This is a genomic window from Arthrobacter silvisoli (assembly GCF_003369445.1).
GTDB lineage: Bacteria > Actinomycetota > Actinomycetes > Actinomycetales > Micrococcaceae > Arthrobacter > Arthrobacter silvisoli.
In genome coordinates this window covers 41,936-64,763 of record NZ_QRCU01000043.1, presented here as the reverse complement: position 1 = coordinate 64,763, position 22,828 = coordinate 41,936, and the positions used below count along the sequence as shown (strand labels likewise).

Annotated in this window: 19 protein-coding genes and 3 tRNA genes; 12 read left to right on the top strand and 10 right to left on the bottom strand. The window is 66.5% G+C overall.

Annotation, left to right across the window (positions count from 1 at the left end; genetic code table 11):
* Window positions 1–78: 78 nt before the first annotated feature.
* Together DWV11_RS13150 and DWV11_RS13145 are read right to left on the bottom strand one after the other, a co-directional pair.
* Complete coding sequence (locus DWV11_RS13150) at window positions 79–1,329, bottom strand: aminopeptidase P family protein (RefSeq protein WP_115789373.1); 1,251 nt, start codon at window positions 1,327–1,329, stop codon at window positions 79–81.
* A 28-nt stretch (window positions 1,330–1,357) separates the two neighbouring features.
* Window positions 1,358–2,713: an MFS transporter gene (locus tag DWV11_RS13145; RefSeq protein ID WP_245953630.1), complete on the bottom strand. Its 1,356-nt coding sequence runs from the start codon at window positions 2,711–2,713 to the stop codon at window positions 1,358–1,360.
* A 485-nt stretch (window positions 2,714–3,198) separates the two neighbouring features.
* Here DWV11_RS13145 and DWV11_RS13140 point away from each other — a divergent pair.
* Window positions 3,199–3,274: transfer RNA gene (locus tag DWV11_RS13140), tRNA-Lys, on the top strand.
* A gap of 68 nt (window positions 3,275–3,342) precedes the next feature.
* Window positions 3,343–3,418 (top strand) — tRNA-Lys (locus DWV11_RS13135).
* Between the two features lie 162 nt (window positions 3,419–3,580).
* On the opposite strand, the gene DWV11_RS13130 is transcribed toward DWV11_RS13135, so the two are convergent.
* Window positions 3,581–4,081 carry a MarR family winged helix-turn-helix transcriptional regulator gene (locus DWV11_RS13130; RefSeq protein WP_115789371.1) on the bottom strand — a complete coding sequence of 167 codons (501 nt, stop codon included), beginning with the start codon at window positions 4,079–4,081 and terminating at the stop codon, window positions 3,581–3,583.
* Between the two features lie 92 nt (window positions 4,082–4,173).
* On the opposite strand from DWV11_RS13130, the gene bcp reads away from it, so the two are divergent.
* From bcp to DWV11_RS13095, 7 genes are all read left to right on the top strand, one after another.
* The gene (bcp, locus tag DWV11_RS13125; protein WP_115789370.1) at window positions 4,174–4,650 is read left to right on the top strand and encodes a thioredoxin-dependent thiol peroxidase; all 477 of its coding nucleotides are present in this window, start codon (window positions 4,174–4,176) and stop codon (window positions 4,648–4,650) included.
* Window positions 4,651–4,720: 70 nt separating this feature from the next.
* Window positions 4,721–4,805: transfer RNA gene (locus tag DWV11_RS13120), tRNA-Leu, on the top strand.
* Between the two features lie 71 nt (window positions 4,806–4,876).
* The gene (locus DWV11_RS13115) at window positions 4,877–6,547 is read left to right on the top strand and encodes an ABC transporter substrate-binding protein (protein WP_245953628.1); all 1,671 of its coding nucleotides are present in this window, start codon (window positions 4,877–4,879) and stop codon (window positions 6,545–6,547) included.
* A 79-nt stretch (window positions 6,548–6,626) separates the two neighbouring features.
* Window positions 6,627–8,132, top strand: coding sequence for a malate:quinone oxidoreductase (locus DWV11_RS13110; RefSeq protein WP_115789369.1), 1,506 nt, complete (start codon window positions 6,627–6,629; stop codon window positions 8,130–8,132).
* Between the two features lie 71 nt (window positions 8,133–8,203).
* Window positions 8,204–11,422: an efflux RND transporter permease subunit gene (locus DWV11_RS13105; protein ID WP_115789368.1), complete on the top strand. Its 3,219-nt coding sequence runs from the start codon at window positions 8,204–8,206 to the stop codon at window positions 11,420–11,422.
* A 117-nt stretch (window positions 11,423–11,539) separates the two neighbouring features.
* Window positions 11,540–12,670 carry an LLM class flavin-dependent oxidoreductase gene (locus DWV11_RS13100; protein WP_115789367.1) on the top strand — a complete coding sequence of 377 codons (1,131 nt, stop codon included), beginning with the start codon at window positions 11,540–11,542 and terminating at the stop codon, window positions 12,668–12,670.
* Complete coding sequence (locus DWV11_RS13095) at window positions 12,667–13,173, top strand: MarR family winged helix-turn-helix transcriptional regulator (protein WP_115789366.1); 507 nt, start codon at window positions 12,667–12,669, stop codon at window positions 13,171–13,173. Before DWV11_RS13100 ends, DWV11_RS13095 begins: the two co-directional genes overlap by 4 nt.
* A 112-nt stretch (window positions 13,174–13,285) precedes the next feature.
* On the opposite strand, the gene DWV11_RS13090 is transcribed toward DWV11_RS13095, so the two are convergent.
* Window positions 13,286–14,092, bottom strand: coding sequence for a transglutaminase-like domain-containing protein (locus DWV11_RS13090; protein WP_115789365.1), 807 nt, complete (start codon window positions 14,090–14,092; stop codon window positions 13,286–13,288).
* Window positions 14,093–14,164: 72 nt separating this feature from the next.
* A complete protein-coding gene (locus tag DWV11_RS13085; RefSeq protein WP_115789364.1) occupies window positions 14,165–14,965 on the bottom strand; it encodes a hypothetical protein in 801 nt (266 codons plus the stop codon).
* Between the two features lie 24 nt (window positions 14,966–14,989).
* Here DWV11_RS13085 and DWV11_RS13080 point away from each other — a divergent pair, with 24 nt between their 5' ends.
* The 3 genes from DWV11_RS13080 to DWV11_RS13070 all read left to right on the top strand — a co-directional run bounded on the left by DWV11_RS13080 (window position 14,990) and on the right by DWV11_RS13070 (window position 16,930).
* On the top strand, window positions 14,990–15,676 hold the full coding sequence (locus DWV11_RS13080) for a DUF1684 domain-containing protein (protein ID WP_245953626.1): 687 nt from the start codon (window positions 14,990–14,992) through the stop codon (window positions 15,674–15,676).
* Window positions 15,677–15,768: 92 nt separating this feature from the next.
* On the top strand, window positions 15,769–16,380 hold the full coding sequence (locus tag DWV11_RS13075) for a DM13 domain-containing protein (protein WP_115789363.1): 612 nt from the start codon (window positions 15,769–15,771) through the stop codon (window positions 16,378–16,380).
* 61 nt (window positions 16,381–16,441) lie between these two features.
* Window positions 16,442–16,930, top strand: coding sequence for a GtrA family protein (locus DWV11_RS13070; RefSeq protein WP_115789362.1), 489 nt, complete (start codon window positions 16,442–16,444; stop codon window positions 16,928–16,930).
* A gap of 5 nt (window positions 16,931–16,935) precedes the next feature.
* Here DWV11_RS13070 and DWV11_RS13065 read toward each other — a convergent pair whose 3' ends face one another.
* From DWV11_RS13065 to DWV11_RS13045, 5 genes are read right to left on the bottom strand one after another with little or no spacing between them, the layout of a single operon-like run.
* A complete protein-coding gene (locus DWV11_RS13065) occupies window positions 16,936–18,093 on the bottom strand; it encodes a cysteine desulfurase family protein (protein ID WP_115789361.1) in 1,158 nt (385 codons plus the stop codon).
* Between the two features lie 7 nt (window positions 18,094–18,100).
* The gene (gene nadC / locus DWV11_RS13060) at window positions 18,101–18,985 is read right to left on the bottom strand and encodes a carboxylating nicotinate-nucleotide diphosphorylase (RefSeq protein WP_115789360.1); all 885 of its coding nucleotides are present in this window, start codon (window positions 18,983–18,985) and stop codon (window positions 18,101–18,103) included.
* Window positions 18,978–20,717 (bottom strand): L-aspartate oxidase, encoded by a 1,740-nt coding sequence (nadB, locus tag DWV11_RS13055; RefSeq protein WP_115789359.1) that lies wholly within the window; start codon window positions 20,715–20,717, stop codon window positions 18,978–18,980. The genes nadC and nadB overlap by 8 nt, the downstream gene beginning before the upstream one ends.
* Before the next feature lie 25 nt (window positions 20,718–20,742).
* Window positions 20,743–22,047, bottom strand: a complete 1,305-nt coding sequence (gene nadA, locus DWV11_RS13050) for a quinolinate synthase NadA (RefSeq protein ID WP_115789358.1) — start codon at window positions 22,045–22,047, stop codon at window positions 20,743–20,745.
* Entirely contained in the window at window positions 22,044–22,754 is a 711-nt protein-coding gene (locus DWV11_RS13045; RefSeq protein WP_115789357.1) for an NUDIX hydrolase, read from the bottom strand. Before DWV11_RS13045 ends, nadA begins: the two co-directional genes overlap by 4 nt.
* Window positions 22,755–22,828: the final 74 nt, after the last annotated feature.

Sequence of the window (22,828 nt, the reverse complement as noted above, 5' to 3'; positions counted from 1 at the left end):
CACTATATTTCGCCGGAGCTGCTTGCCCGGGCATGCCCGCCCGTTGGTGCGAACGGGCGGACATGCCGCTGTGGGGGGTCAGGCTTCGATGATGTTGTGTTCGGGGCCGTAGCCGAATTTGGTGATGTTTTCTGCTGAGTCCTGGCCGATGACGAGGATGTCGTGTTCGCGGTAGCCGCCGGCTCCTGGGAGGCCGTCGGGGACGGTGATCATGGGTTCCATGGAGACCACCATGCCGGGTTCGAGGATGGTCTCGATGTCTTCGCGGAGTTCGAGGCCGGCTTCGCGGCCGTAGTAGTGGGAGAGGACGCCGAAGGAGTGGCCGTAGCCGAAGGTGCGGTTGGGGAGCAGGCCGTGGCCGATGTAGATGTTGTTGAGTTCGGCGGCGATGTCCTTGCAGGCGGCGCCGGGTTTGATGAGTTCGAGGCCGCGGCGGTGGACGTCGACGTTGATGTTCCACAGTTCGAGGGAGCGTTCGTCGGGTTGGCCGAGGAAGAGGGTGCGTTCCAGGGCGGTGTAGTAGCCGGAGGTCATGGGGAAGCAGTTCAGGGAGAGGATGTCGCCTTTCTTGAGTGTGCGGGTGGTGGCCCAGTTGTGGGCGCCGTCGGTGTTGATGCCGGATTGGAACCAGACCCAGGTGTCGCGGATTTCGCGGTCGGGGAAGGTTCTGGCGATTTCGTGGACCATGGCTTCGGTGCCGATGAGGGCCACTTCGTATTCGGTGATGCCTTCGCGGATGGCGTTGCGGATGGCTTCGCCGCCGAGGTCGCCGATGCGGGCGCCGTGTTTGATGACTTCGATTTCTTCGGCGGACTTGATCATGCGCTGGCGCATGGCGTCCTGGGAGATGTCCAGCAGCTGTGCGCCCGGGAAAGCGGCGGCGATTTTCTCGCGGGTCAGGGTGGGCAGGGCGTCGTCTTCGACGCCGAGGCGGGTGGCCTTGATGCCGCGCTGGCGCAGGGCTTCCTGGATGCCGAAGTAGAAGTTGTCGCGGCGCCAGTCGGTGTAGACGATGTTTTCGCCGTAGGAGGTGCGCCAGGGCATGCCGGCGTCGATGTTGGCTGTGATGGTGACTGAGTCCTGGGCGGTGACGACCAGGGCGTAGTTGCGGCCGAAGGTGGTGTAGAGGAAGTCGGAGTAGTACTTGATGCCGTGGTAGGAGGTCAGGACGACGGCGTCGAGGTCCTTGGCGGCCATGATGCTGCGGAGCCCGGCCAGGCGGCGTTCGAATTCGGCATCGGAGAAGGTCAGCGTGCCTTTGGTGCCGTTGTGGAGGACCTTGAGGCGCTCGAGTTCGGTGACGTTCGTGACGGTGGTGTCGACGGACATGGGTGTTCCTTTCAATGGATGGGTTTGTTCAGTCCTGCCGCAGGGGCTTCTTGGAAGTCTCCGCGGCAAAGAGGACTGCGATGAGGGAAACAAGGGCGGCAGCCACGAGGTACCAGGCGGGGGCCAGCTCGTTGTGAGTCATGCCGATCAATAGGGTCGCCATGAACGGGGCCGTCCCGCCGAACAAGGCATTGGAGAGGTTGAAGCTGACGGCGAAGCCGGTGTAGCGGACCTTCGTGGAGAAGAGTTCTGCGAGGAAGCTGGGCAGGGTGCCGTCGTTCAGCGTGAGCATTCCGCCAAGCAGGATCTGGACAAGCACGATCACCATGAAATTGCCGGTGTCCAGGAGCATGAAAGCCGGCACGGTCAACAGGATGAACAACACCGATGCGGTGCTCAGCATCTTCTTGCGGCCGAACCTGTCCGAAGCGATGCCTGTCAGGAAGATGAAGCCGATGTAGCTGAGCAGGGCGATGGTCGTTGCCAGGAACGACTCGGTGGCACCCAAGCCCAGTTCCTCCGAAAGGTAGGTGGGCATGTAGCTAAGGATCACGTAGAAGCCCACGGCGTTAAGGAGCACCGCACCGGTGGCAATGATGAGCTGCCTGCGGTAGGTCCTGAAGATCGCCCGTGCCGGCGCTTTGATGGCGTTGTCTTCTTCCGCGAGTTCGCGGAAGGCCGGGGTGTCCTCCAGCTTGGTCCGGATGTACCGGCCGATCAAACCCATGGGTGCAGCCAGCAGGAACGGCAGCCGCCAGCCCCATTCGTTGAGCTGGTCGGTGCTCATGAGGGAACTCAGCAACGCGGCCAGAAGGGAGCCCAGCAAGAGTCCCGCGGCAGTGCTCGCCGGCACCACGGAAGCATACAGCCCGCGGCGATTCGCCGGTGCGTACTCCACCAGGAATGCAGACGCGCCGGCATACTCACCGGCAGCAGAGAAGCCCTGGACGACCCGGACGAGCAGGAGCAGGATCGGCGCCATCACCCCGATAGTGGCGTAGCCGGGAATCAGCGCGATGCAGAATGTGGCCACCGACATCAGGACGATTGAGAGTGACAGGGCTCGTTTGCGGCCCAGGCTGTCACCGATGTGTCCCCAGATGAAACCGCCGAGAGGACGGACGAAGAACGAGATTGCGAAGACGCCGAACGTTGCCAGCAGTGCGGTCTGGCGATCGGATTCGGGGAAGAAGACGGTCGCGATAATGCCGGCCAAATATCCGTAGACGGCGTAATCGAACCACTCCACGAAGTTGCCGATGAAGCTTGCACCAAGGACGCGTCGGCGCGTTTCCTTGCTGACCGTATGGTTCTTGCCGGGATGGGGTTGGCCGCTGCGGACGGGACTCGACGCGAGGGCGGCGCCATCGCCTCCATTGGGCATGGCAGTCCGTTCTGCCGGTACAGCTGCCACAGAGGAAGATTCATTACTCATGTGTCCACCAAAGGTTTTGGGGTTGCATTCACAGCAACACTGTTGCACCAGAGTAGATGTGCAATGGATCACGGTCAAGAGGCTGATGGCAAGCCGATCCGGCCTTTCCGGAGCCAAGACGACCCTTGAGCGATTCACCACTGTTGCAGCTCTCGCATCCTTGTTGCAGTAGAGAGATCAAAAGGGGCCCACGGCAAGACCGCCGCACGGCCGGAGCCCTCCCCGGAATGCATCCCCGGCTACGGTCCCGCCTCCGCCCGTCCAGGCGGAGGCGGGATCCGCCACTTCCAGTCGGCGTCCTTGGCCGGCGCACCCCGACCGGAAACGCGCCTTCAGCCGATTTCGCACTTTGAGTGACTCTCGTGTAGAGTTACATGTCGTTGCGGAGATCACCGGAAAAGGAAATACTTCATTCCGGCGGTCGAAAACGGCAGGCACCTCTAGCTCAACTGGCAGAGCAATTGACTCTTAATCAATGGGTTCCGGGTTCGAGTCCCGGGGGGTGCACCAAGGGAAGGGCCCTTGAGCGGTAATTGCGTTCAAGGGTTATTTCTTTGGGTTGGACACCACAACTGAATGCACCTCTAGCTCAACTGGCAGAGCAATTGACTCTTAATCAATGGGTTCCGGGTTCGAGTCCCGGGGGGTGCACCACAAGGAGAATCCCGGACTGGCTGATGCTGGTCCGGGATTCCTGGTTTAAGGCCGCCCCCGCAGCCGTTTCACGGCCGCCCGCTGATGGCTTCCGGGCTTGCGTGGCTTCCGGGCTTGCGGATATCCGGGAACCCTGCAGGCCGCGGCCCCAGGCCCAGACGCTCAATCCCGTTTCATGCCATCCGCGCCGGCCTGCAGGACGCTGGAAGCGGCCCCTGCGACAATGTCGTGCACTTCGGGCGAGGCATGCTTCTCGGACAGGGCACGCACCAGGACCTTGAGCTCTCCGCGCAGGGCATTGGCGTCCACGGGCGAATCCCCCAGCACCTCCCGCTCCAGGCGTTCCGCTGTGTCCAGCACTTGGGTGCCGGCCTCGCTCAGGCTGACGATCTGGCTGCGCCGATCGCTCAGGCTGCGGGATCTTTCGATGTACCCGTGGGCTTCGAGGCGGGAGAGGGTCTTGCCCATGGTCTGCGCCTGGACCCGCACGATCTGTGCCAGCAGGACCTGTGTGATGGGGCCCTTCACCGCGAGGACTTCCAGGGCGATCACCCCGGCATGGGTCAGCCCGAGACTGCTCAGCTTCTCGTTCCAGGCGTGCTCCACAAGCCGCGCCGCTGTGGACAACAGCCTTCCGGTTGGCCAACGCTCAATGTCAGGCATAACAGCCAGTATATAAAGGCGACCGACGGCAATTCGGATCCGGGGCGCCCTGTTACTAAGCTGGGTGGTCGCGAACGCAAGCAAGGAGCACCATGGCTGAACGACTTATTCCCGGCGACACCGCCCCCGCATTCACCCTCAAGGACCAGGACGGCAACGACGTCAGCCTGGAGTCCTACCGCGGCAGCAACACCATCGTCTACTTCTACCCCGCCGCTTCCACGCCGGCCTGCGCCACGCAGGCCTGCGATTTCCGGGATTCGCTCGCTTCCCTCCAGGCGGCGGGCTACAAGGTGGTGGGCGTCTCCCCTGATCCCGTGCCCGCCCTGGCGAAATTCGTCGCCGAAGAGTCTTTGACCTTCCCTCTGCTCTCGGACGAGGACCACAAGGTGGCCGACGCCTACGCCGCCTGGGGCGAAAAGAAGAACTACGGCCGCACCTACCAGGGCCTGATCCGTTCCACGATCGTGGTGGACCCCGAGGGCAAAGTGGCGGTGGCGCAGTACAACGTCCGGGCCACCGGGCACGTCGCCAAGCTGCGCCGGGACTTGAAGCTGGACGTCCGTTAGGGCACCCCGCCTGCATGGGTAGAATGGAGCCCGACGGCAGCGGGACCATAGGAGCCCGACGCCGGCAGTTGCGCGAGTGGTGAAATTGGCAGACACGCAGGATTTAGGTTCCTGTGCCTTCGGGCGTGGGGGTTCAAGTCCCCCCTTGCGCACCAACATCGACGGCTGGACCCCGTTTGCACGGGGTCCAGCCGCGTTTCCGTCCGACTGCCTTGAGGGGACAAGAGTGGCAAGCAGCAAACGACGCCGGATGAAACTGCAGATCGGCGCCGCCCTTCTTGCCCTGGCCCTGAGCTCCTGCACCGGTGTGCCGTCCCCCTCGCCGTCCACCGGCACAACGGCCGCCAACACACCGGACACGCCGGACCAGACCTTCAACTTCGGCACGCCGGCCATGCCGCTCGGGCTGGACCCGGCCCTGAGCAACGATTCCGAGACGTACCGCGTCACCCGGCAGGTCATGGAGGGCCTGCTCGGCGTTGACCCGTCCACCGGCCAGGCCGTTCCCCTGCTTGCCACCGAATGGTCCGAAGGTGACGGCGGGCTCAGCTATGACTTCAAGCTCCGTGACAAAGTCACGTTCCACGACGGCACGCCGTTCAACGCCGCCGCAGTCTGCAGCAACTTCAACCGCTGGTACACCTTCGCACCGGCCATCCGGAACCAGGCGCCCGGGATCATGTTCAAGAGCGTGTTCAAATCGTTCTCGGACAACGCGTCACTGTCCATTTTCAAGAGCTGCACAGCCACGGGAGCCAGCGCGGTGCGGATCAGGCTCACCCGGCCCTTCACCGGGTTCCTGCAGGCCCTGACCCTGCCGGCCTTCGCGATTTCCTCCCCCACGGCGCTGGCCAAGCAGAAGGCCAACGTCCTGGACCGCACGCTGGACGGACAGGCCGTATCCGCATACGCCTCGCACCCCGTCGGCACCGGCCCGTTCGTCTTCTCCACCTGGGCCAAGGACAAGATCACCCTCACGAGTTATGACGGCTACTGGGGTGACCGGGGCCAAATCGCCACGCTCAACTTCATTCCGTTCGACCACCCGCAGGGCCGCCTCGACGCGCTGCTCAGCGGCAAGATTGACGGTTACGACCTCGTCACCGCAGGCACCTTCGACGCCCTGGTCAAGCACGGCATGCAGATCGTGCAACGGGACCCGTTCTCCGTGATGTACCTGGGTATCAACCAGGCCGTGGCGCCCCTGCAGAAACTCAAGGTCCGCCAGGCGATCGAATACGCCATTGACAAGGAAAGCCTCATCCGGAAGTTCTTCATCGACAACACGGCGCAGGCATCCCAGTTCGTCCCGCCCAAGCTCAGCGGCTTCAACAACAATGCACCTGCGCTGGGCTACGATCCCGCAAAGGCCAAGCAGTTGCTGGCCAAGGCCGGGTACAAGGGCGAACCGCTCAAGTTCTATTACCCGCTCAACGTCACCCGCAGCTACCTCCCCACCCCGGAAAAGATCTACGCGGAAATCAGCAGGCAGCTGACCGCCGTCGGCTTCAACATCAAACCGGTGCCGGTGGACTGGGAGGACGGCTACCTGGCCAAGGTCCAGTCGGCTGGCGACCACGCCTTGCACTTGCTGGGCTGGAATGGCGTCTACTCGGACCCGGATAACTTCGTGGGCACCCTTTTCGGTGAGCGGCGGGGTGAGTTCGGCTACAGCGACGCCCAGGTGTTCTCCAAGATCGACCGCGCCCGGGGCATGCCCGAAGATCCTGAGCGCAAAGCCCAGTACGACACCATCAACGCCCAGATCGCGGCAACCGTTCCGGCAGTACCGATCGCCTTCCCGATCTCGGCACTGGCCTTGTCCGACCGGGTGGAAAAGTACCCGGCATCGCCGGTCTTGAACGAAGTTTTCACGAACGTCCGCCTAAAGTCTTGACGGCCCCCCGTAATTTCAGTTATGGGGCAGCGCGGGGATATTCTGTGACAGCCAATGCCGCTGCTATCGGAGATTGACTGTGACTTTCATTTCCAAGACCAAACACGCCGACGTCGTCCTTATTGGCGGCGGAATCATGAGCGCAACGCTCGGGGCGTTCATCAAGCAGCTCGAACCCGACTGGAGCATCGCCCTCTTCGAACGCCTGGACGAGGCGGGCCTTGAAAGCTCCGGACCTTGGAACAACGCAGGTACGGGCCACGCAGCACTCTGCGAACTGAACTACTCCCCGGCAGCCAAAGACGGCTCCGTGAACCCCGCCAAGGCGCTGCACATCAACGAGCAGTTCCAGCTGTCCCGCCAGTTCTGGTCCCACTTGGTCGACAACAACCTGATCGGCTCCCCCAAAGGCTTCATCAACACCGTTCCGCACATGAGCTTCGTCATCGGCGACAAGCACGTGGACTTCCTCAAGACCCGCTACGAAGCCCTCAAGCCCAACACCCTCTTCCGCAGCATGGAATACACGGAAGACCAGGCCCAGATCGAAAAGTGGGCTCCCCTGATCGTCAAGGGCCGCGACCCCAAGCAGCGCGTTGCCGCCACCCGCGCCGCAGAAGGCACCGACGTCGACTTCGGGGCGCTGACCCGAGAACTGACCGCATACCTGGCCAAGAGCGGCGTCGAGGTCAACTACGGCCACGAAGTCAGCAACATTTCCAAGGCCTCCGACGGCGGCTGGGACCTTTCGCTGAAGTACCCGGCCTCCGGAGAACGCAGCCGCATCCACGCCAAGTTCGTGTTTGTCGGCGCCGGCGGCGGTGCCCTGCACCTGCTGCAGGCCTCGGGCATTCCGGAAAGCAAGGGCTACGGCGGTTTCCCTGTGTCCGGCCAGTTCTTCCGCTGCACCGACGAAGAAACCGCCCGCCAGCACAGCGCCAAGGTGTACGGCCAGGCCTCCGTGGGTGCGCCGCCCATGTCCGTGCCGCACCTGGACACCCGGTACGTGGACGGAAAGCGTTCGCTGCTCTTCGGCCCCTACGCCGGCTTCTCCACCAACTTCCTCAAGACCAGCAGCTACCTGGACCTGCCGCTGTCCATCCGCCCGGGCAACATCATCCCGATGCTCGCCGTGGCCAAGGACAACATGGACCTGACGGCGTACCTGATCAAGGAAGTGGCCAAGCGCCACGACGCCAAAGTCGAATCCCTGCGCGAGTACTACCCCGAAGCCGACGGCGCCAAATGGGAGCTGATCACGGCGGGCCAGCGCGTGCAGATCATTAAGAAGGATCCGCAGAAGGGTGGCATCCTGCAGTTCGGCACTGAGGTCATCGCCGCGCGCGACGGCTCCATCGGCGCCCTGCTGGGCGCTTCCCCCGGAGCCTCCACCGCCGTGCCGATCATGATCGAACTGCTGCAGAAGACCTTCCCGAAGAACTTCAAGGGCTGGCAGTCCAAGCTCAAGGACATGATGCCCGGCTACGGGGTCAAGCTCAACGACAATCCTGAGCTTGCGGCCGAGATCGAGGCAAGCACCGCGCAGTCCCTGCAGCTCGAGAACGCCGACGCCACGCAGCGGTAGGCGCAGGCATCCGGGCCCGGCTGCGGCAGCGCCCGAACGCTGTACAACCGTAAGTCCCAGGAGAGGGAGCAATGTTCGCTCTGGCAAAGCTTTCACTGGCGAACAGGGCACTGATTGCGCTGATCACCGTCTTCGCGGCGGTGTTCGGCGTGATCACCATGTCTTCCCTGAAGCAGGAGCTCATCCCGTCGATCGAGTTCCCGCAGATCACGGTCATTACGGCCATGCCGGGGGCGTCCCCGGAAGTCGTGGACAAGCAGTTGGGCCGCCCCCTCGAGACTGCGCTCAACAGCGTGGAAGGGCTTGAATCAAGCACCTCCACCTCGCGCAGCGGGGTTTCCCAGATCACGCTCGTGTTCAGTTATGGTTCCAACCTGGACCGCGCCCGGAACCAGATCGACCGGGCCATCTCCAACGCCCGGCGGACGCTGCCGGCGGATGTGGAGCCCCGCTCCTTCGCCGGCAGCGTGAGCGATTTCCCGATCATTTTCCTGGCGGTGTCCTCGGACAAGCCGCTCAGCGAACTGAATGCCGACCTCCTGCGGCTGAGCGTCCCGCGATTGCAGAAGATCGACGGCGTCCGCAGTGCCGATGTCAGCGGCGGCACCACCCAGCACATCCTGCTCAAGCCGGACCCCGCGGCCATGGCCGCCGGCGGCGCCACCGTCCGGTCCCTTTCGGATGCGCTGAAGAACAACGGGGCCCTGGTCCCGGCGGGCACGGTCGAGGAGCAGGGCAAATCCCTGTCCCTGCAGATCGGCAGCCCGGTCGATTCCCTGGACGCCATCAAGGGACTTCCGCTGGCCGGCGCGAAGACCGGCACCACGATCGGCAGCGTGGCCACGGTGAGCATCCAAGACGACCCCGCCACCTCGATCACCAGGACCAACGGCAAGGAAACGCTTGCCCTGACAGTCACGAAGAAGCCCGACGGCGACACCGTGGCGATCTCGCACGCCGTCAAGGACGCACTGGGCCAGATGAGTGCGGAGCTGGGTTCCAATGCCCGCTTCACTCCGGTCTTCGACCAGGCCCCGTACATCGAGAAATCCATCAAGGACCTCACTACGGAGGGCCTGCTCGGCCTGGGCTTCGCCGTGCTGGTCATCCTGCTGTTCCTGCTGTCCGTGCGCTCCACGCTCGTCACCGCGGTGTCGATCCCGTTGTCCCTGTTGATCACGTTCATCGGCATCTCGGCCACCCGCTATTCACTGAACATCCTCACCCTGGGCGCGCTCACCATCGCGATCGGCCGGGTGGTGGACGACTCGATCGTGGTCATCGAGAACATCAAACGCCACCTGAGTTACGGCGAACACAAGCTCACCGCCATCCTGAACTCCATCCGGGAGGTGGCCGGCGCCATCACCGCGTCCACGCTGACCACCGTGGCGGTCTTCCTGCCCATCGCCTTCGTCGGGGATCTCGCCGGGGAACTTTTCCGCCCCTTCGCGCTCACCGTCACGATCGCCCTGCTGGCCTCCCTGCTGGTGGCCCTGACCATCGTCCCGGTGCTGGCGTACTGGTTCCTCAAGTCACCGGCGGCCGGCAGCGGCCCCGGGGCGGCAAAGGAAACAGCGGCGAAAGCGCACGAAGCGGAGCAGCGTACGCGCCTGCAGCGCGGCTACCTGCCCGTCTTGTCCACCACCCAGAAGCACCCCGTAGTGACCATCGTGGCGGCACTGCTGGTTCTGGGCGGCACGGCGGCCATGACGCCGCTGCTGGCAACCGACCTGTTGGGACGCTCCGGCGAGAACAGCATGACCGTCCGGCAGGTCCTGCCTCCCGGTACCAACCTGGCCGAGACCGCGCAGGCCGCCGCCAAGGTGGAGAGGCTGCTGGACGGCGTCGACGGGATCAAGGACGTTCAGGTGACCTCCGGCAATGCCCGGAACGGCCTCGCTGCCCTCACCTCCGGCGGGGCCTCGACCTCGACGTTCACGGTGGTCACCGCGGAGGACGCGGCCCAGGACCAGCTGCAGGACACCGTCCGCAGGCGGCTTGCGGAGGGCGGCGCCGCCGGCAAGGTCACCGTCGGTGCCCGGCAGGGCGGCTTCGGCACCTCCTCCACGGTGGACGTGACCATCAATGCGGCCACACCACAGGACCTGCAGACCGCCGGCGATGCTGTTTTCAAGGCCCTTGACGGCGTCCCCGGCAGCTCCGAGACAGCCACCAACCTCGTCCCCGGCCAGCCCGTGGTCCAGGTGAAGGTGGACCGCGCCAAGGCCACGGCGGCCGGCCTCAACGAAGAACAAGTGGCCGGGGTGCTCGCCGCGACCGTTGCGCCGGTCCCGGCCGGCACGGTGCGGATCGAGACCGACGATTTCCCGGTCCAGATCGGTGAGGGCACCCGCTTCACCAGCATTACGGCGGTGCGGGGCATCCTGCTCCCGACGCCGGCGGGTCCGGTCGCGCTGGGCAGCGTCGCCAGCGTCGAACAGGTGGATGTTCCGCTCTCCGTGACCAGCAGCAACGGCCAGCGGACCGCCAAGGTGACCGTGACGCCGTCGGGCTCCAACCTGGGCGCGCTGAGCAGCGCGGTCCAGGAGCGGCTGGACCACGTGCAGCTCCCGCCGGGCGTGACGGCGACCATCGGCGGCGCCACCACCCAGCAGGCCGAGTCCTTCCGGCAGCTCGGCCTGGCACTGCTCGCCGCGATCGCGATCGTCCATGTGATCATGGTGGCTGCCTTCAAGTCGCTCATCCAGCCGCTCATCCTGCTGGTCTCGGTGCCGTTCGCAGCCACCGGCGCGATCGGCCTGCTCCTGCTGACGGGCGTTCCGCTCGGCCTGCCGGCCCTGATCGGCCTGCTGATGCTGGTGGGCATCGTCGTCACCAATGCGATCGTGCTGATCGACCTCATCAACCAGTACCGCAGCCCCCGCAACGGCCGGCCTGGCATGAGCGTCGATGACGCCATCACCCACGGCGCCCGCCAGCGCCTGCGGCCGATCCTCATGACCGCCCTGGCCACGGTGTTCGCCCTGACGCCGATGGCGCTCGGCTTCACCGGTGGCGGCGGTTTCATCTCCCGGCCCCTGGCGATCGTGGTGATCGGCGGCCTGGTGTCGTCCACCCTGCTGACCCTGGTGCTGGTTCCCGTCCTCTACAAGCTGGTGGAAGGCCGCCGGGAGAAGAAGGCCCTGCTGAGGGCGCTCAAGGACCGCCCCGCCGTCGTGGATCGTGCCGGCGGGAACGGAACGGACGACGCGGAATTCCTCGACTGGACCACTGGTATGGTCCCGAAGGTCACGGGCCGCAGGGCCGCACCGGGCTCACCCCAGTAGACCCGGGAATAATCCCCGGCCGCAGGCGTTACACAGTGCGATAGATGCAAATGCATCTAGTTTGGGATAGACTGTCGGTAACGCCCGCGCACCCGCGGACAGGAAGAAAGGCACATCATGGAGATCGGCGTATTCAGCGTCAGCGACATCACCACTGACCCCACCACGGGCCGCACCCCCACGGAGAACGAGCGCATCAAGGCGTCCGTGGCCATCGCCAAGAAGGCCGAAGAGATCGGCATGGACGTGTACGCCATCGGCGAGCACCACAACCGGCCCTTCTTCTCTTCCTCCCCCACCACCACGCTGGCCTACATCGCAGCGCAGACCGAGCGCATCACCCTCTCCACCTCCACCACGCTGATCACCACGAACGATCCCGTGAAGATCGCCGAGGACTTCGCCATGCTGCAGCACCTGGCGGACGGCCGTGTGGACCTCATCATGGGCCGCGGCAACACGGCGCCGGTGTACCCGTGGTTCGGCAAGAACATCCAGGACGGCATTGAGCTCGCGATCGAGAACTACGCCCTGCTGCGCCGCCTGTGGGATGAAGACACCGTGAACTGGAACGGCAAGTTCCGCACGCCTCTGCAGAACTTCACCTCCACGCCGCGCCCGCTTGACGACGTCCCGCCCTTCGTATGGCACGGCTCCATCCGGAGCCCGCAGATCGCCGAACTGGCCGCGTACTACGGCGACGGCTTCTTCGCCAACAACATCTTCTGGCCCAAGGAGCACTACCAGCAGCTGATCGGCCTCTACCGTGAGCGCTACGAGCACTACGGCCACGGCAAGGCGGACCAGGCGATCGTGGGCCTCGGCGGCCAGTTCTTCATGCGCAAGAACTCCCAGGACGCCGTGAAGGAATTCCGCCCGTACTTCGACAACGCCCCGGTGTACGGTCACGGACCGTCCCTGGAGGACTTCACCTCGCAGACCCCGCTGACGGTGGGCAGCCCGCAGGAGGTCATCGAGAAGACCCTGACCTTCCGTGAGTTCTTCGGCGACTACCAGCGCCAGCTCTTCCTCGTGGACCACGCCGGCCTGCCGCTGAAGACGGTCTTGGAGCAGCTGGACCTGTTCGGCGAGGAGGTGCTGCCGGTACTCCGCAAGGAATACGCCGCCCTCAAGCCGGCCCACGTTCCGGACGCTCCCACCCACGCCTCGCGCGTTGCCGCCAAGCTTGCCGAAACCGCGGGCGATACGGCGGATGCCGCCGTCGGGAACTCCGGGAGCAGCGAATGAGCAGCCCCGCTCCGGCCGGGAAAGCCCCGGCCGGAGCGGGCCGGCCCGGAGGCTCCGTTTCCGGCAAGGACGTGCGCCTGGCCGCCGAGACCTGGGAGTCGTTGTTCCGCTCCCAGGTGGCGGTGATGCGCCGACTGCAGGCCGGGCCAGCGTTCAAGAAGCTGCCCGTCAATGAGTACGACGTCCTCTTCACCCTTGCCCGCTGCCCCACCGGGAAGCTGCGCCTGAATGAGATCAACGACCATGTGCTGCTCAGCCAGTCGAGCCTGAGCCGGCTGGTGGACCGCCTCGAAAAGCGCGGGCTGGTGGAGCGCAGCACCGCTCCCGAGGACGGCCGCGGCATCCTGCTGGGCCTCACCGAGGCCGGCCTGGAGCTGCAGAAGGACATCGGGCGGGAGCACGTGCGTGACATCGCGGAACTGCTGCTTCCGGCGCTCACCGCGGCGGAACAGCAGGAACTGATGCGGCTGACCGAGAAGCTGCGCGCGAAGCTGCCGGACTGACGGGCGCCTGGCCGACCGACACGACGGCGAAAGCTGCCGCCGTCGGGCGCCTGACTGGGAGGACCCCCGCGCTAGCTGTACCCGGGACCCCGCGCTAGCCGAGGACGACGCGCTAGCCGAGCACGACGGCGGCGGCCGGGTCTTCGGCGGGAAGTTCGCCGGCGACCCCGGCCGAGACCTTGAGGGTCTTCAGGGACAGGCTGCCGCCGACAGTGGACAGGAACGCGGTATCCGAGGAGTCGCGCCCGGCCGTGATCCGCAGCATCGCCTCACGCGGGGCCAGCCCGGTGGGATCGATGACGTACCAGCTGCCGTCGATGTGGGCCTCGGCCACGGCGTGGAAATCCATCGGGCTCAGGCCCGGGGCATACACGGCGGCCAGCCGGGCAGGAATGTCCTTCGACCGCAGCAGCGCAATCGCCAGGTGCGCGAAGTCGCGGCACACCCCGCGGCGGTGCAGCAGCGTCTCGACCGCGCCGTCGGTACCCCGGGAGGACCCGCTGACATAGCGCAGCTCGCGGTTGACCCAGTCCCGGACAGCCTGCAGCAGCTCGCGGCCGTGCAGCCCGCCGAACTCCGCGTACGAAGTGGGCAGGAGCCGGTCCGATTCGGCGTAGCGGCTGGGCCGCACGTAACGGATGAGTTCCATCTTCGAGGATTCGTCCGGCACGCCACGGCCGGTCACCGTGGCCTGGTACTCGACCTCCACCTCGCTGGGTTCGGCGAACTCCATGTAATGGAAGCGGCCCCCGTGGTGGTCCTCAAGCTCGGTGTACGCCACGGGTTCTCCGCCCGACGTGACGCTCAGCGTTTCCGTCATTGAAGCGAAGCCAGGATTCCGGGCGACGGCGACAGCCATCGCAACCTTGGTGTTCGCGACAGTCTTGAAAACGAGCCGGGCGGCAACGCTGCGTTCCATGGGTCTCCGGATTGTCTCGCGGCGGAACAGCCCCCAGTGTCGCCGATGTTTGTGGAAGGCCGTGTCCGCGTTCTACGGATTGACCTTCAGAGACAGTAGCATCCGCTGGACGTTTGCGAAGTCGGCACTCTGTTCCACGTACTGGGCGGCCTGGCCCAGCGTGTCGAAGGACTTGGCCGGGGCCACCTTTTCGTCGGGGGCGAACGCACGGACTACCGGGAGGTCGCCGAAGTAGATGTCGCCCTTGCCCGCAGGACCCTGCACCAGGTTCCGCAACTGGCATGCCTTGCCGTCCGTGCCCGCCACCAGGTTGGTGATGCCGAAGGAGCCGAAGAATTTGTAGCCCTGGATCACCCGGAACACCACGCGCGGCGAAATGGTCGCATCCGTATCCGCGTGCGGAAGGTCCAGCGGCACACTGCTGAGCACAACATAGTTCCGTTTAGCCTTCGGGCTGCAGGCGGGAGCCTTTGTGGAGGCGAGGCCGGTATGCAGGGTGGCGATGTACTCCCCTTCGGCGTCCTTGACCTGGACCTTCATTGCTCCGGGCAGGGACCCGGCGTCGGGGGTGACAGCCTGTGCGATCCACTCGTCCGGCAGTTCGAAGCTGACTTTCTGTCCGGCGTCGCTGTATTTCTTCCACCGGGCGGCGGTGGGCGCCGCACCGGGCGTGGCGGTTCCCGACGCCGTCGCGCTGCCCGACGGCGTTCCCCCGGGCGCTGCGCCGGAGGCGGCCGCCGTGCTGCCGGTGTTTCCCGAACCCGCCGTCCAGACCGGCCCTCCCTTGCCTTCCTCGCTGCATGCCGCCAGCCCCGAAGTGAGCAGGATGGCTGCCAGGACAAGACTTCCGTTCGCTACGCGGTTCCCGTTCATAGCCGCAAGCCTAGTATGGGTGGCATGGACGAGGAGTTGCGTGACGGCGGCACCGGGGACGTGGCGGAGATGTCTGCGCTGGACATCGCGGACTGGCGGCTGCGGACCTTCGCCCTCTACGACGAGGTCCGCCGGCTCGCGCGGGAGGACCCCTTCCAGGCCCATGTGCACTGGCGCCGGACCCGCGACCACATGTTCGGCACCCACCCGGCATCGGCGCTGACGCCTGCGGCCAAAGAAGGGTTCACTGGCCTGGACACGGCCGGGTACGATCCCGCCTTCCGCTTCCACGCGCGGCTCTCCCCTGCCGGCGCCGGGCAGGAGATGACCGTCCGGACGGGGACCGACGGCGATGTGCCGTTCCGCCGGCTGGGCACCTTCGTGCTGCCTGGCCTTGGCTCCCTGGCGGCATGGCGGCTGCGCAGCTACGGCGGCGGGATCTTCGTACCGTTCCGGGACGCCACCGCGGGAAGGGACGGCGGAAGCTACGGCGCCGGACGCTACCTGCTGGACACTATCAAGGGCGCGTTCCACGGTACGCAGGGCTCCCGTCCGGACGAGGAGTTCATCCTGGATTTCAACTTTGCCTACAACCCCTCCTGCGCCTACAATGAGGCCTGGGCGTGCCCGTTGGCCGGCCCGGACAACCGGCTGGCCGCAGAGGTGCCGGTGGGCGAACTCTATCTCCCGGCACTGGCCGGGGAGCTCTGAGGCTCCCGCGGGCCGTGGACACCTGGCAGCCTTAACGGAACGGTAAGGATTCCGCCCGGTCAGGACTGGGCTCCGGCGCCTAGCCTTGAACCATGACAACATCGCCCGGCGGAAGTCCTGCACCGAAGCGCCCGCTCGTGGCGTTCCTGCGCCGCCACCGCGTGATTGCCGTCTGTGCAGCCATCGTGCTGCTCATCGCTTTCGTAGCCGGAGCCGCACTCTTCCAGCCTTGGCGCCTGTTCACCAGCAGCACGATCGATGAAGCCCTCCCCGGTGCGGGAGCTACGCCAGCCGGCACGCTCATTGTCCAGGAGCCCACGGCACGGGACCCGGAGTCGACCGCCCCCACCCCTGTTCCGGTCCCGCCAAGGGTCATCGCAAAGGGCACCTTCGTCTCCCAGGAACACCCCACCTCCGGAACCGCGAGCCTGGTGAAGCTCCCGGACGGCCGCCTCGTGCTCCGGTTGGAGAAACTCGCCAGCAGCGACGGCCCGGACGTCAAGGTCTGGCTCAGCAACCAGGGAGCGGGCGGTGACTGGTTCAAATACCGGTCGGGCACCTGGCTGGACCTGGGCCCGGTGAAGGCCACCCACGGCAACCAGAACTACCCCATCCCATCTGGAACGGACATCTCCCGGTTCAACACGGTTGTCCTGTGGTGCGACAGATTCAGCGTGGCCTTCGGCTCGGCTGCCCTGGGGTAAATGCGCCCGGGTTCTGTGCCTCGTTTCGTGCCCCGGCGGACCCGTGTGCAAGGCTTGAGGAATGGACCCTGCCGCACTGCCCCGCGAACAGCTGCGGCAGTCGCCGCCGGAAACCCGCCCAAGTCACCGCCACAAAGGCCTGCTCCGCTATCCGGTACTGCGGCAGTTGCTGCGTTTCACCGGCGTCGGGATCGTCTGCACCGCCACCTCGCTGGCCCTGTACGCCCTGCTCCGTCCGGTCCTCGGACCGCAGCTCGCGAACGCAGCCGCCCTGATCATCACCTCGGTCATGAACACAGCGCTGAACCGGCGCCTGACCTTCAAGATCACCAGCAGCCGCAAGCGCCTCCAGGACCACCTCAACGGGCTGATCGTCATCGCCGTCGCGCTCCTCATCACCGGCGGAAGCCTGGGCGTGCTGCATGCTGTCAGGCCGGACACGACCGTCACCGAGGAGTTGTGGACCACCACCCTGTCCGGTTTCCTCGCCACGGCTGTGCGTTTTACCATGCTGCGGCACTGGATCTTCCGCCGGGCCCGCCACGTCTGACCCCGTCAGCGGCGGCCGATCCCCATGACGCTCCCGACGGCGTCGCCCACCGCCGCGGCGGCCTGCCCGAGTTCCGCTTCGGTCACCGCGGAGGTGAAGCTGAAGCGGACGGCCGTCTGGGCGACTTCCGCTTCCAGGCCGAGGGCCAGCAGCACCGGTGACGGCGCATCCGACCCGGCGGCGCAGGCCGAACCGCTGGAACAAACCACGCCGCGGCGTTCGAGCTCCAGCAGTACGGACTCACCGCTCGTCCCGGGGAAGCAGAAGGACGCCACCGAGGGCAGCCGCCGTTCGGGATGGCCGGTCAGCACAGCCCCGGGCACGGCCTGCAGGACGGCCCGGATGAACGCATCGCGCAAAGCTGCCACCCGCGCGGCAACGAGCTGCTGCTCATCCGCCGCGAGCGTCAGTGCTGTTGCGAACGCCACGGCACCGGCCACGTTTTCCGTGCCGGAACGGCGTCCTCGCTCCTGGCCGCCGCCGTGGACCAGCGGCTCCATCCGCAGGCGGCCCTTCGCGAAGAGCACGCCCGAACCCTTGGGCGCCCCGAGCTTGTGCCCGGAAAGGCTGAGCGCGTCCACGCCGAGGTCTTTCACCCTGAGGGGCAGCCAGCCGGCGGCCTGCACTGCGTCGCTGTGGAACGGAATGCCCCGTCCGGCGGCGAGCCCGGCGAGTTCCCGTACCGGCTGCACCGTGCCCACCTCGTTGTTGGCGTACATGATACTGGCGAGCGCCGTCTCCGGACGCAGGGCTGCGGCGAAGGCCTCCGGGGTGACCAGGCCGTGCCTGTCCACCGGGACGACGTCGACCGTGAAGCCGTGCACGCGCCGCAGATAGTCCGCGGATTCCTCGACTGCGGGATGCTCGATGGCGCTGATCGCCACCCGGTCCAAGGACGGATCGGCGGCCCGGCGCGCCAGCGCGATTCCCTTCAGCGCCAGATTGTCCGCCTCGGTACCGCCCGAGGTGAAGGTGACTTCCCCGGCGCGGCAACCCAGCACCTTCGCGACGGCGGCCCGCGCCTCCGCGAGCGCGTCCGCCGCGGCCTCACCCAGGCTGTGGTGGCTGGAAGGGTTGCCGAACTCACCGCTTAGGTACGGCCACATGGCTTCCAGCACCTCCCGGCGCACGGGGGTGGTGGCAGCTGCGTCCAGGAAGATCATCGTTGTCCTAGGAAATGTCCGCCGGAACGTCCAAGGTGACATCCAGGCCCAGGTCCAGGGCGGCCACGCTGTGGGTCAGCCCGCCGATGGAAATGACGTCCACGCCGGCGGCGGCAATGTCCGCCACGGTGGACAGGTTCACGTTGCCGCTGGCCTCCACGACGGCGCGTCCGGCCACCTGCTGCACCCCGGCACGAAGTTCGTCGATGCTGAAGTTATCCAGCATGATGGTGTCCACGCCCGCGGCCAGCACAGCTTCGATCTGCTCGGCGCTGTCCACTTCCACCTCGAAGTGCGTGGTGTGGCCCAGCTGCGCCTTCGCCGCGGCGAGCAGTGCCGTGAGCTTGCCTGCGTCGCCTCCGGTCATCACAGCCAAATGGTTGTCCTTGGCCAGCACGGCGTCGGACAGGCTGTAGCGGTGGTTCGCTCCCCCGCCGCAGCGCACCGCGTAGCGTTCAAGGACGCGGAGCCCCGGGGTGGTCTTCCGGGTGTCGGTGATCCGGGCCGTGGTGCCTTCAACGAGCCGAACGAACTCCGCGGTCTTTGTGGCAATCGCGCTCATCCGCTGGACCAGGTTCAGGCCCACGCGTTCGGCAAGCAGCACCGAGCGGGCGCGGCCGCTGACCCGGGCGAGGTGCGTCCCGGCGTCGAACGCTGTGCCGTCTTCCAGCAGGAGCTCAACCTCAGTCTCGGGGTCGATGAGCAGCATGGCGTCGCGGAAGACGGTGCCGCCGCTGAGGATGCCGGGCACGCGGGCGTTCAGCACGGCGGTGGCGCGCGCCTCGGCCGGGATGAGCAGCTGCGAGGTGATGTCCCCGTTGGGCGCGTCCTCAGCGAAGGCGCGCTCGAGGATGTCGCGCACGGCGGCTGCGGGGAGGGACAGGCTAGTCAAGGATCAGGCTCGCTTTCCGGCTCATGGTGTAACGCTTGTCAAAATCGTCGACGGCGGGGGTTTCGTCCTGCGAATCGTTGCGGTGGTGGGCACCCAGGGAGTTCTTGCGCTCCCGGGCGGTGTGTACCAGCAGTTGCGCGGCCAGCAGGAGGTTCGCATCCTCGTGCTCGCGGGAATCCAGGGAATCGGGGACGGTTTCCGGATCCACGGTTTCAGCCCAGGAACCCAGCACGGCTGCGGCCTCCCCGAGCAGCACGCCGTCGCGCAGGACGCCGGCCTTCGCGGTCATGAGCTTCCGCAGGGCGTCCCGGCCGAAAGGTGCCACCGGGTCAAGGGACGGTTCGGCGGGTCCCGAAAGCGCCGTTGTTGCGTGACGGTCCGGGTCGGCCGCCGAGATTGCGAGGCGTTCGCCGACGCGAGGCCGGAGCGCAGGCGCCGAGGGATCTGCTGAACCGTCACCCAGGAACCCCTCCACCGCCCGCCGCCCGAAGACCAGCCCTTCGAGCAACGAGTTGCTGGCGAGGCGGTTGGCGCCCTGCACTCCGGTGCACGCTGCCTCGCCGGCAGCGAGCAGCCCGGGCACTGAGGTGCGCCCGTCCAGGTCCGTGAGCACACCGCCCATCCAGTAGTGGGCGGCGGGGGCGACGGGAACCAGCTCGCGGGTCCAGTCGATGCCGGCCGCGCGGGTGCGGGCGGTAATGGTCGGGAAGCGCCGGGCCAGGAACCCCGGGCCCCGGCGTTCTTCGATCAGGCGGGCGTCCAGGAAGACGTGTCCGTTGGGCTCGCCGAGGGCGGCGAGATGCAGGGCGATGCTGCGGGAGACGACGTCGCGCGGGGCCAGTTCGGCGTCGGGGTGGTAGGCGGGCATGAAGCGGTCGCCGTAGGAGTCCACAAGGATGGCCCCCTCGCCGCGGACGGCTTCGGAGATGAGCAGGGGGTCGCTGCCCGCGCTTTCCCGGGCACCACCGGGAAGCACCATGCAGGTGGGGTGGAACTGGAAGAATTCGAGGTCCGCCACCGCGGCGCCCGCGCGCCAAGCCAGAGCGAGGCCGTCAGCCGTGGCAACCGACGGGTTGGTGGTCTTGGCGAACATCCTGCCTGCTCCCCCGGTGGCCAGCAGCACGGCGTCGGCCTGGCAGCTGTGTTCCCGGCCCTCGTGGAGGTAAGCCACGCCGGTCACGCGGCCAAAGGCCTGGGTCACGGAGGTCACATGGGCGTGGCCGATCACCCGGATCCGGCCGGCCGCCTGGGCATCCAGCACTGCGCGGATCAGGGCCCGGGCTACGCCGGCGCCGGTGGCGTCCCCGCCGGCGTGCAGGATGCGCGGCGCAGAGTGGGCGGCCTCGAGGCCCAGGGCGGGGTCGCCCTCATCGTCCAGGTCGAAACGGACGCCGAATCGCCGGAGTCCAGCGATGTCGAGGCGGGCTTCGGTGCACAGCACCCGCACGGCGTCGGCGTCGCAGTGCCCGCCGCCGGCCTTGAGGGTGTCGGCGATGTGCGCCGCAACCGTGTCCCCGGGCGCCGGCTCGTCCAGGACAGCGGAAATGCCGCCCTGGGCGAAATAGGTGTTGCTGTCTGCGAGCGCGCCCTTGCTCAGCAGCACCACCTCGGCGCCACCCTCCGCGGCGAGCAGCGCCGAGTACAGCCCGGCGATGCCGCTTCCGACGACGATCAGCCGCTTGCGCCGCTGCCCTCCGGCTGCGCGCCCTCCTGCAAGGCCATGTGCAGTCATGTGTGCCTCATTCCGGCCGTTGGGTTCAGGGGCGGGCTGCCAGCATGCGCTCCAGCGCAATCTTGGCGTTGGCCTGCACGGCGTCGTCCACGGTGATGCGGTTGACGATGCGTCCTTCGACGAGTTCCTCCAGCACCCAGGCGAGGTAGCCGGGATGGATGCGGTACATCGTGGAGCACGGGCAGATGACCGGGTCCAGGCAGAAGATGGTGTGCTGCGGGTTCTCCGCGGCGAGCCGGTTCACCATGTTGATTTCGGTGCCGATGGCGAACGTGGTGGGCTCGGTGGCCGCCGCGATCGCCTTCTTGATGAAGTCGGTGGAGCCTGCGCCGTCCGCGGCGTCCACAACCTCCATGGGGCATTCCGGGTGCACGATGACGTTGACGCCCGGGAAGTCGGCGCGCGCCTTCTCGATCTGGGCGACATTGAAGCGCTTGTGGACCGAGCAGAAGCCGTGCCACAGGATCACGCGGGAGTCGAGGAGGGACTGTTCGTCGTTGCCGCCCAGTTCCTTGCGCGGGTTCCACATGGGCATCTGCTCCAAAGGAACGCCCAGGGCCTTGGCCGTGTTGCGGCCGAGGTGCTGGTCGGGGAAGAACAGCACGCGCTGGCCGCGTTCGAACGCCCATTCGAGCACGGTCTTGGCGTTCGAGGAGGTGCAGACGATGCCGCCGTTGCGGCCGCAGAAGGCCTTGAGGGCGGCGGATGAGTTCATGTAGGTGACGGGGATGACCGGGACGCGGCCGGCATCGTCGGTTTCGGTGCCGAAGATCTCCTCAAGCTGCTCCCAGCATTCCTCCACGGAATCCTCGTCCGCCATGTCCGCCATGGAGCAGCCGGCCGCGAGGTTGGGCAGGACCACGGCTTGTTCCGGGGCCGAGAGGATGTCCGCGGTTTCGGCCATGAAGTGCACGCCGCAGAAAATGATCGCCTCGGCGTCGGGCCGGGTGAGGGCTGCGTTGGCCAGCTGGAAGGAATCGCCCACGAAGTCCGCGTACTGCACCACTTCGTCCCGCTGGTAGAAGTGGCCGAGGATCACAGCCCTGCTGCCGAGCTTTTCCTTGGCGGCGCGGATGCGGGCGTCAAGTTCGGCGTCGCTGGCACGCTTGTACTGCTCGGGCAGTTGGCCCTGGCGGGGGGTGCTGCGCGGCGCGGCATCGGCGCTGGATGCACCAGGCCCATAGGCGGGAACTCCGGCAAGGGACTCGGCGAGGTCGTACTCCCACGGCCCCTTGGCCAGGGCCGGGCTGCACGTTTCACCGGCCACGGAGCGGCCCTTCTCCGCTTCCTCGCGGGTGATCAGCTGGATGGCGGTGTTGACGCTGCTCATGGTGTGCTCCTGTTGTCTGGCCCGAGGCCGGGTGTGCCGGTAAAGCGGTAGAGGCGTGGCGGGCGGTGTTTCCCGCCCTGGAGGTATTCACCGGTTTCTTCGATCTCCGGTGCGGACTTGAGTTGGCGGCGGAAGTTCGCCGGATCCAGCGGGCGGTCCAGCACGGCCTCGTAGACCTCCCTGACCTGGGCGAGCGTGAAGTATTCGCCGAGGAAGTGGTAGGCGATGGAGCCGTAGGCCATCTTGTTCCGCAGCCGCCAGAGGGCGTAGTCCACGATCGCGTTGTGGTCGAAGGCAAGCTGTTCGAGCCGGTCGGCGCGGAACCAGCGCACATTCTCGGACTCGCCTGCCAGTGCCGCCTCCGTGGCCTGGACCAGCGCCCAGTAGACGATCGACACCACGCGCTGGCTCGGCGAACGGTGCAGGCCCCCGAAGGCGTAAAGCTGCTCGAGGTATTCCGGCGCCAGGCCGGTGGTCTCCAGCAGGTTCCGGGATGCCGCGTCCTGCAATGATTCGTCATGGGTGAGCGGCCCGCCGGGCAGCGCCCACATCTCCTTGAACGGTTCGCGGATCCGGCGCACCAGGGGCAGCCAGAGGGCGGGCCGGCCCGAGCTTTCGCTCGGACGCAGTGCGAAGATCACGGTGGAGATGGCCAGCGACGGCGGCGCGAGCCGACGTTCGGAGACGTTGGCCGAATTCGTGAACACCGTTCACCCGCTTCCTTGCTTGGTGGCCGCCGGGCCGGATTAGTTATGGTCAAAATGACTTTAACTAATGGTAG

What these genes read in the sequence shown, in the direction of transcription:
- DWV11_RS13150 (WP_115789373.1), bottom strand. Translation starts at nt 1,329, where the DNA reads ATGTCCGTCGACACCACCGTCACGAACGTCACCGAACTCGAGCGCCTC.
- DWV11_RS13145 (WP_245953630.1), bottom strand. Translation starts at nt 2,713, where the DNA reads ATGCCCAATGGAGGCGATGGCGCCGCCCTCGCGTCGAGTCCCGTCCGC.
- DWV11_RS13130 (WP_115789371.1), bottom strand. Translation starts at nt 4,081, where the DNA reads ATGCCTGACATTGAGCGTTGGCCAACCGGAAGGCTGTTGTCCACAGCG.
- bcp (WP_115789370.1), top strand. Translation starts at nt 4,174, where the DNA reads ATGGCTGAACGACTTATTCCCGGCGACACCGCCCCCGCATTCACCCTC.
- DWV11_RS13105 (WP_115789368.1), top strand. Translation starts at nt 8,204, where the DNA reads ATGTTCGCTCTGGCAAAGCTTTCACTGGCGAACAGGGCACTGATTGCG.
- DWV11_RS13100 (WP_115789367.1), top strand. Translation starts at nt 11,540, where the DNA reads ATGGAGATCGGCGTATTCAGCGTCAGCGACATCACCACTGACCCCACC.
- DWV11_RS13095 (WP_115789366.1), top strand. Translation starts at nt 12,667, where the DNA reads ATGAGCAGCCCCGCTCCGGCCGGGAAAGCCCCGGCCGGAGCGGGCCGG.
- DWV11_RS13090 (WP_115789365.1), bottom strand. Translation starts at nt 14,092, where the DNA reads ATGGAACGCAGCGTTGCCGCCCGGCTCGTTTTCAAGACTGTCGCGAAC.
- DWV11_RS13085 (WP_115789364.1), bottom strand. Translation starts at nt 14,965, where the DNA reads ATGAACGGGAACCGCGTAGCGAACGGAAGTCTTGTCCTGGCAGCCATC.
- DWV11_RS13080 (WP_245953626.1), top strand. Translation starts at nt 14,990, where the DNA reads ATGGACGAGGAGTTGCGTGACGGCGGCACCGGGGACGTGGCGGAGATG.
- DWV11_RS13075 (WP_115789363.1), top strand. Translation starts at nt 15,769, where the DNA reads ATGACAACATCGCCCGGCGGAAGTCCTGCACCGAAGCGCCCGCTCGTG.
- DWV11_RS13070 (WP_115789362.1), top strand. Translation starts at nt 16,442, where the DNA reads ATGGACCCTGCCGCACTGCCCCGCGAACAGCTGCGGCAGTCGCCGCCG.
- DWV11_RS13065 (WP_115789361.1), bottom strand. Translation starts at nt 18,093, where the DNA reads ATGATCTTCCTGGACGCAGCTGCCACCACCCCCGTGCGCCGGGAGGTG.
- nadB (WP_115789359.1), bottom strand. Translation starts at nt 20,717, where the DNA reads ATGACTGCACATGGCCTTGCAGGAGGGCGCGCAGCCGGAGGGCAGCGG.
- nadA (WP_115789358.1), bottom strand. Translation starts at nt 22,047, where the DNA reads ATGAGCAGCGTCAACACCGCCATCCAGCTGATCACCCGCGAGGAAGCG.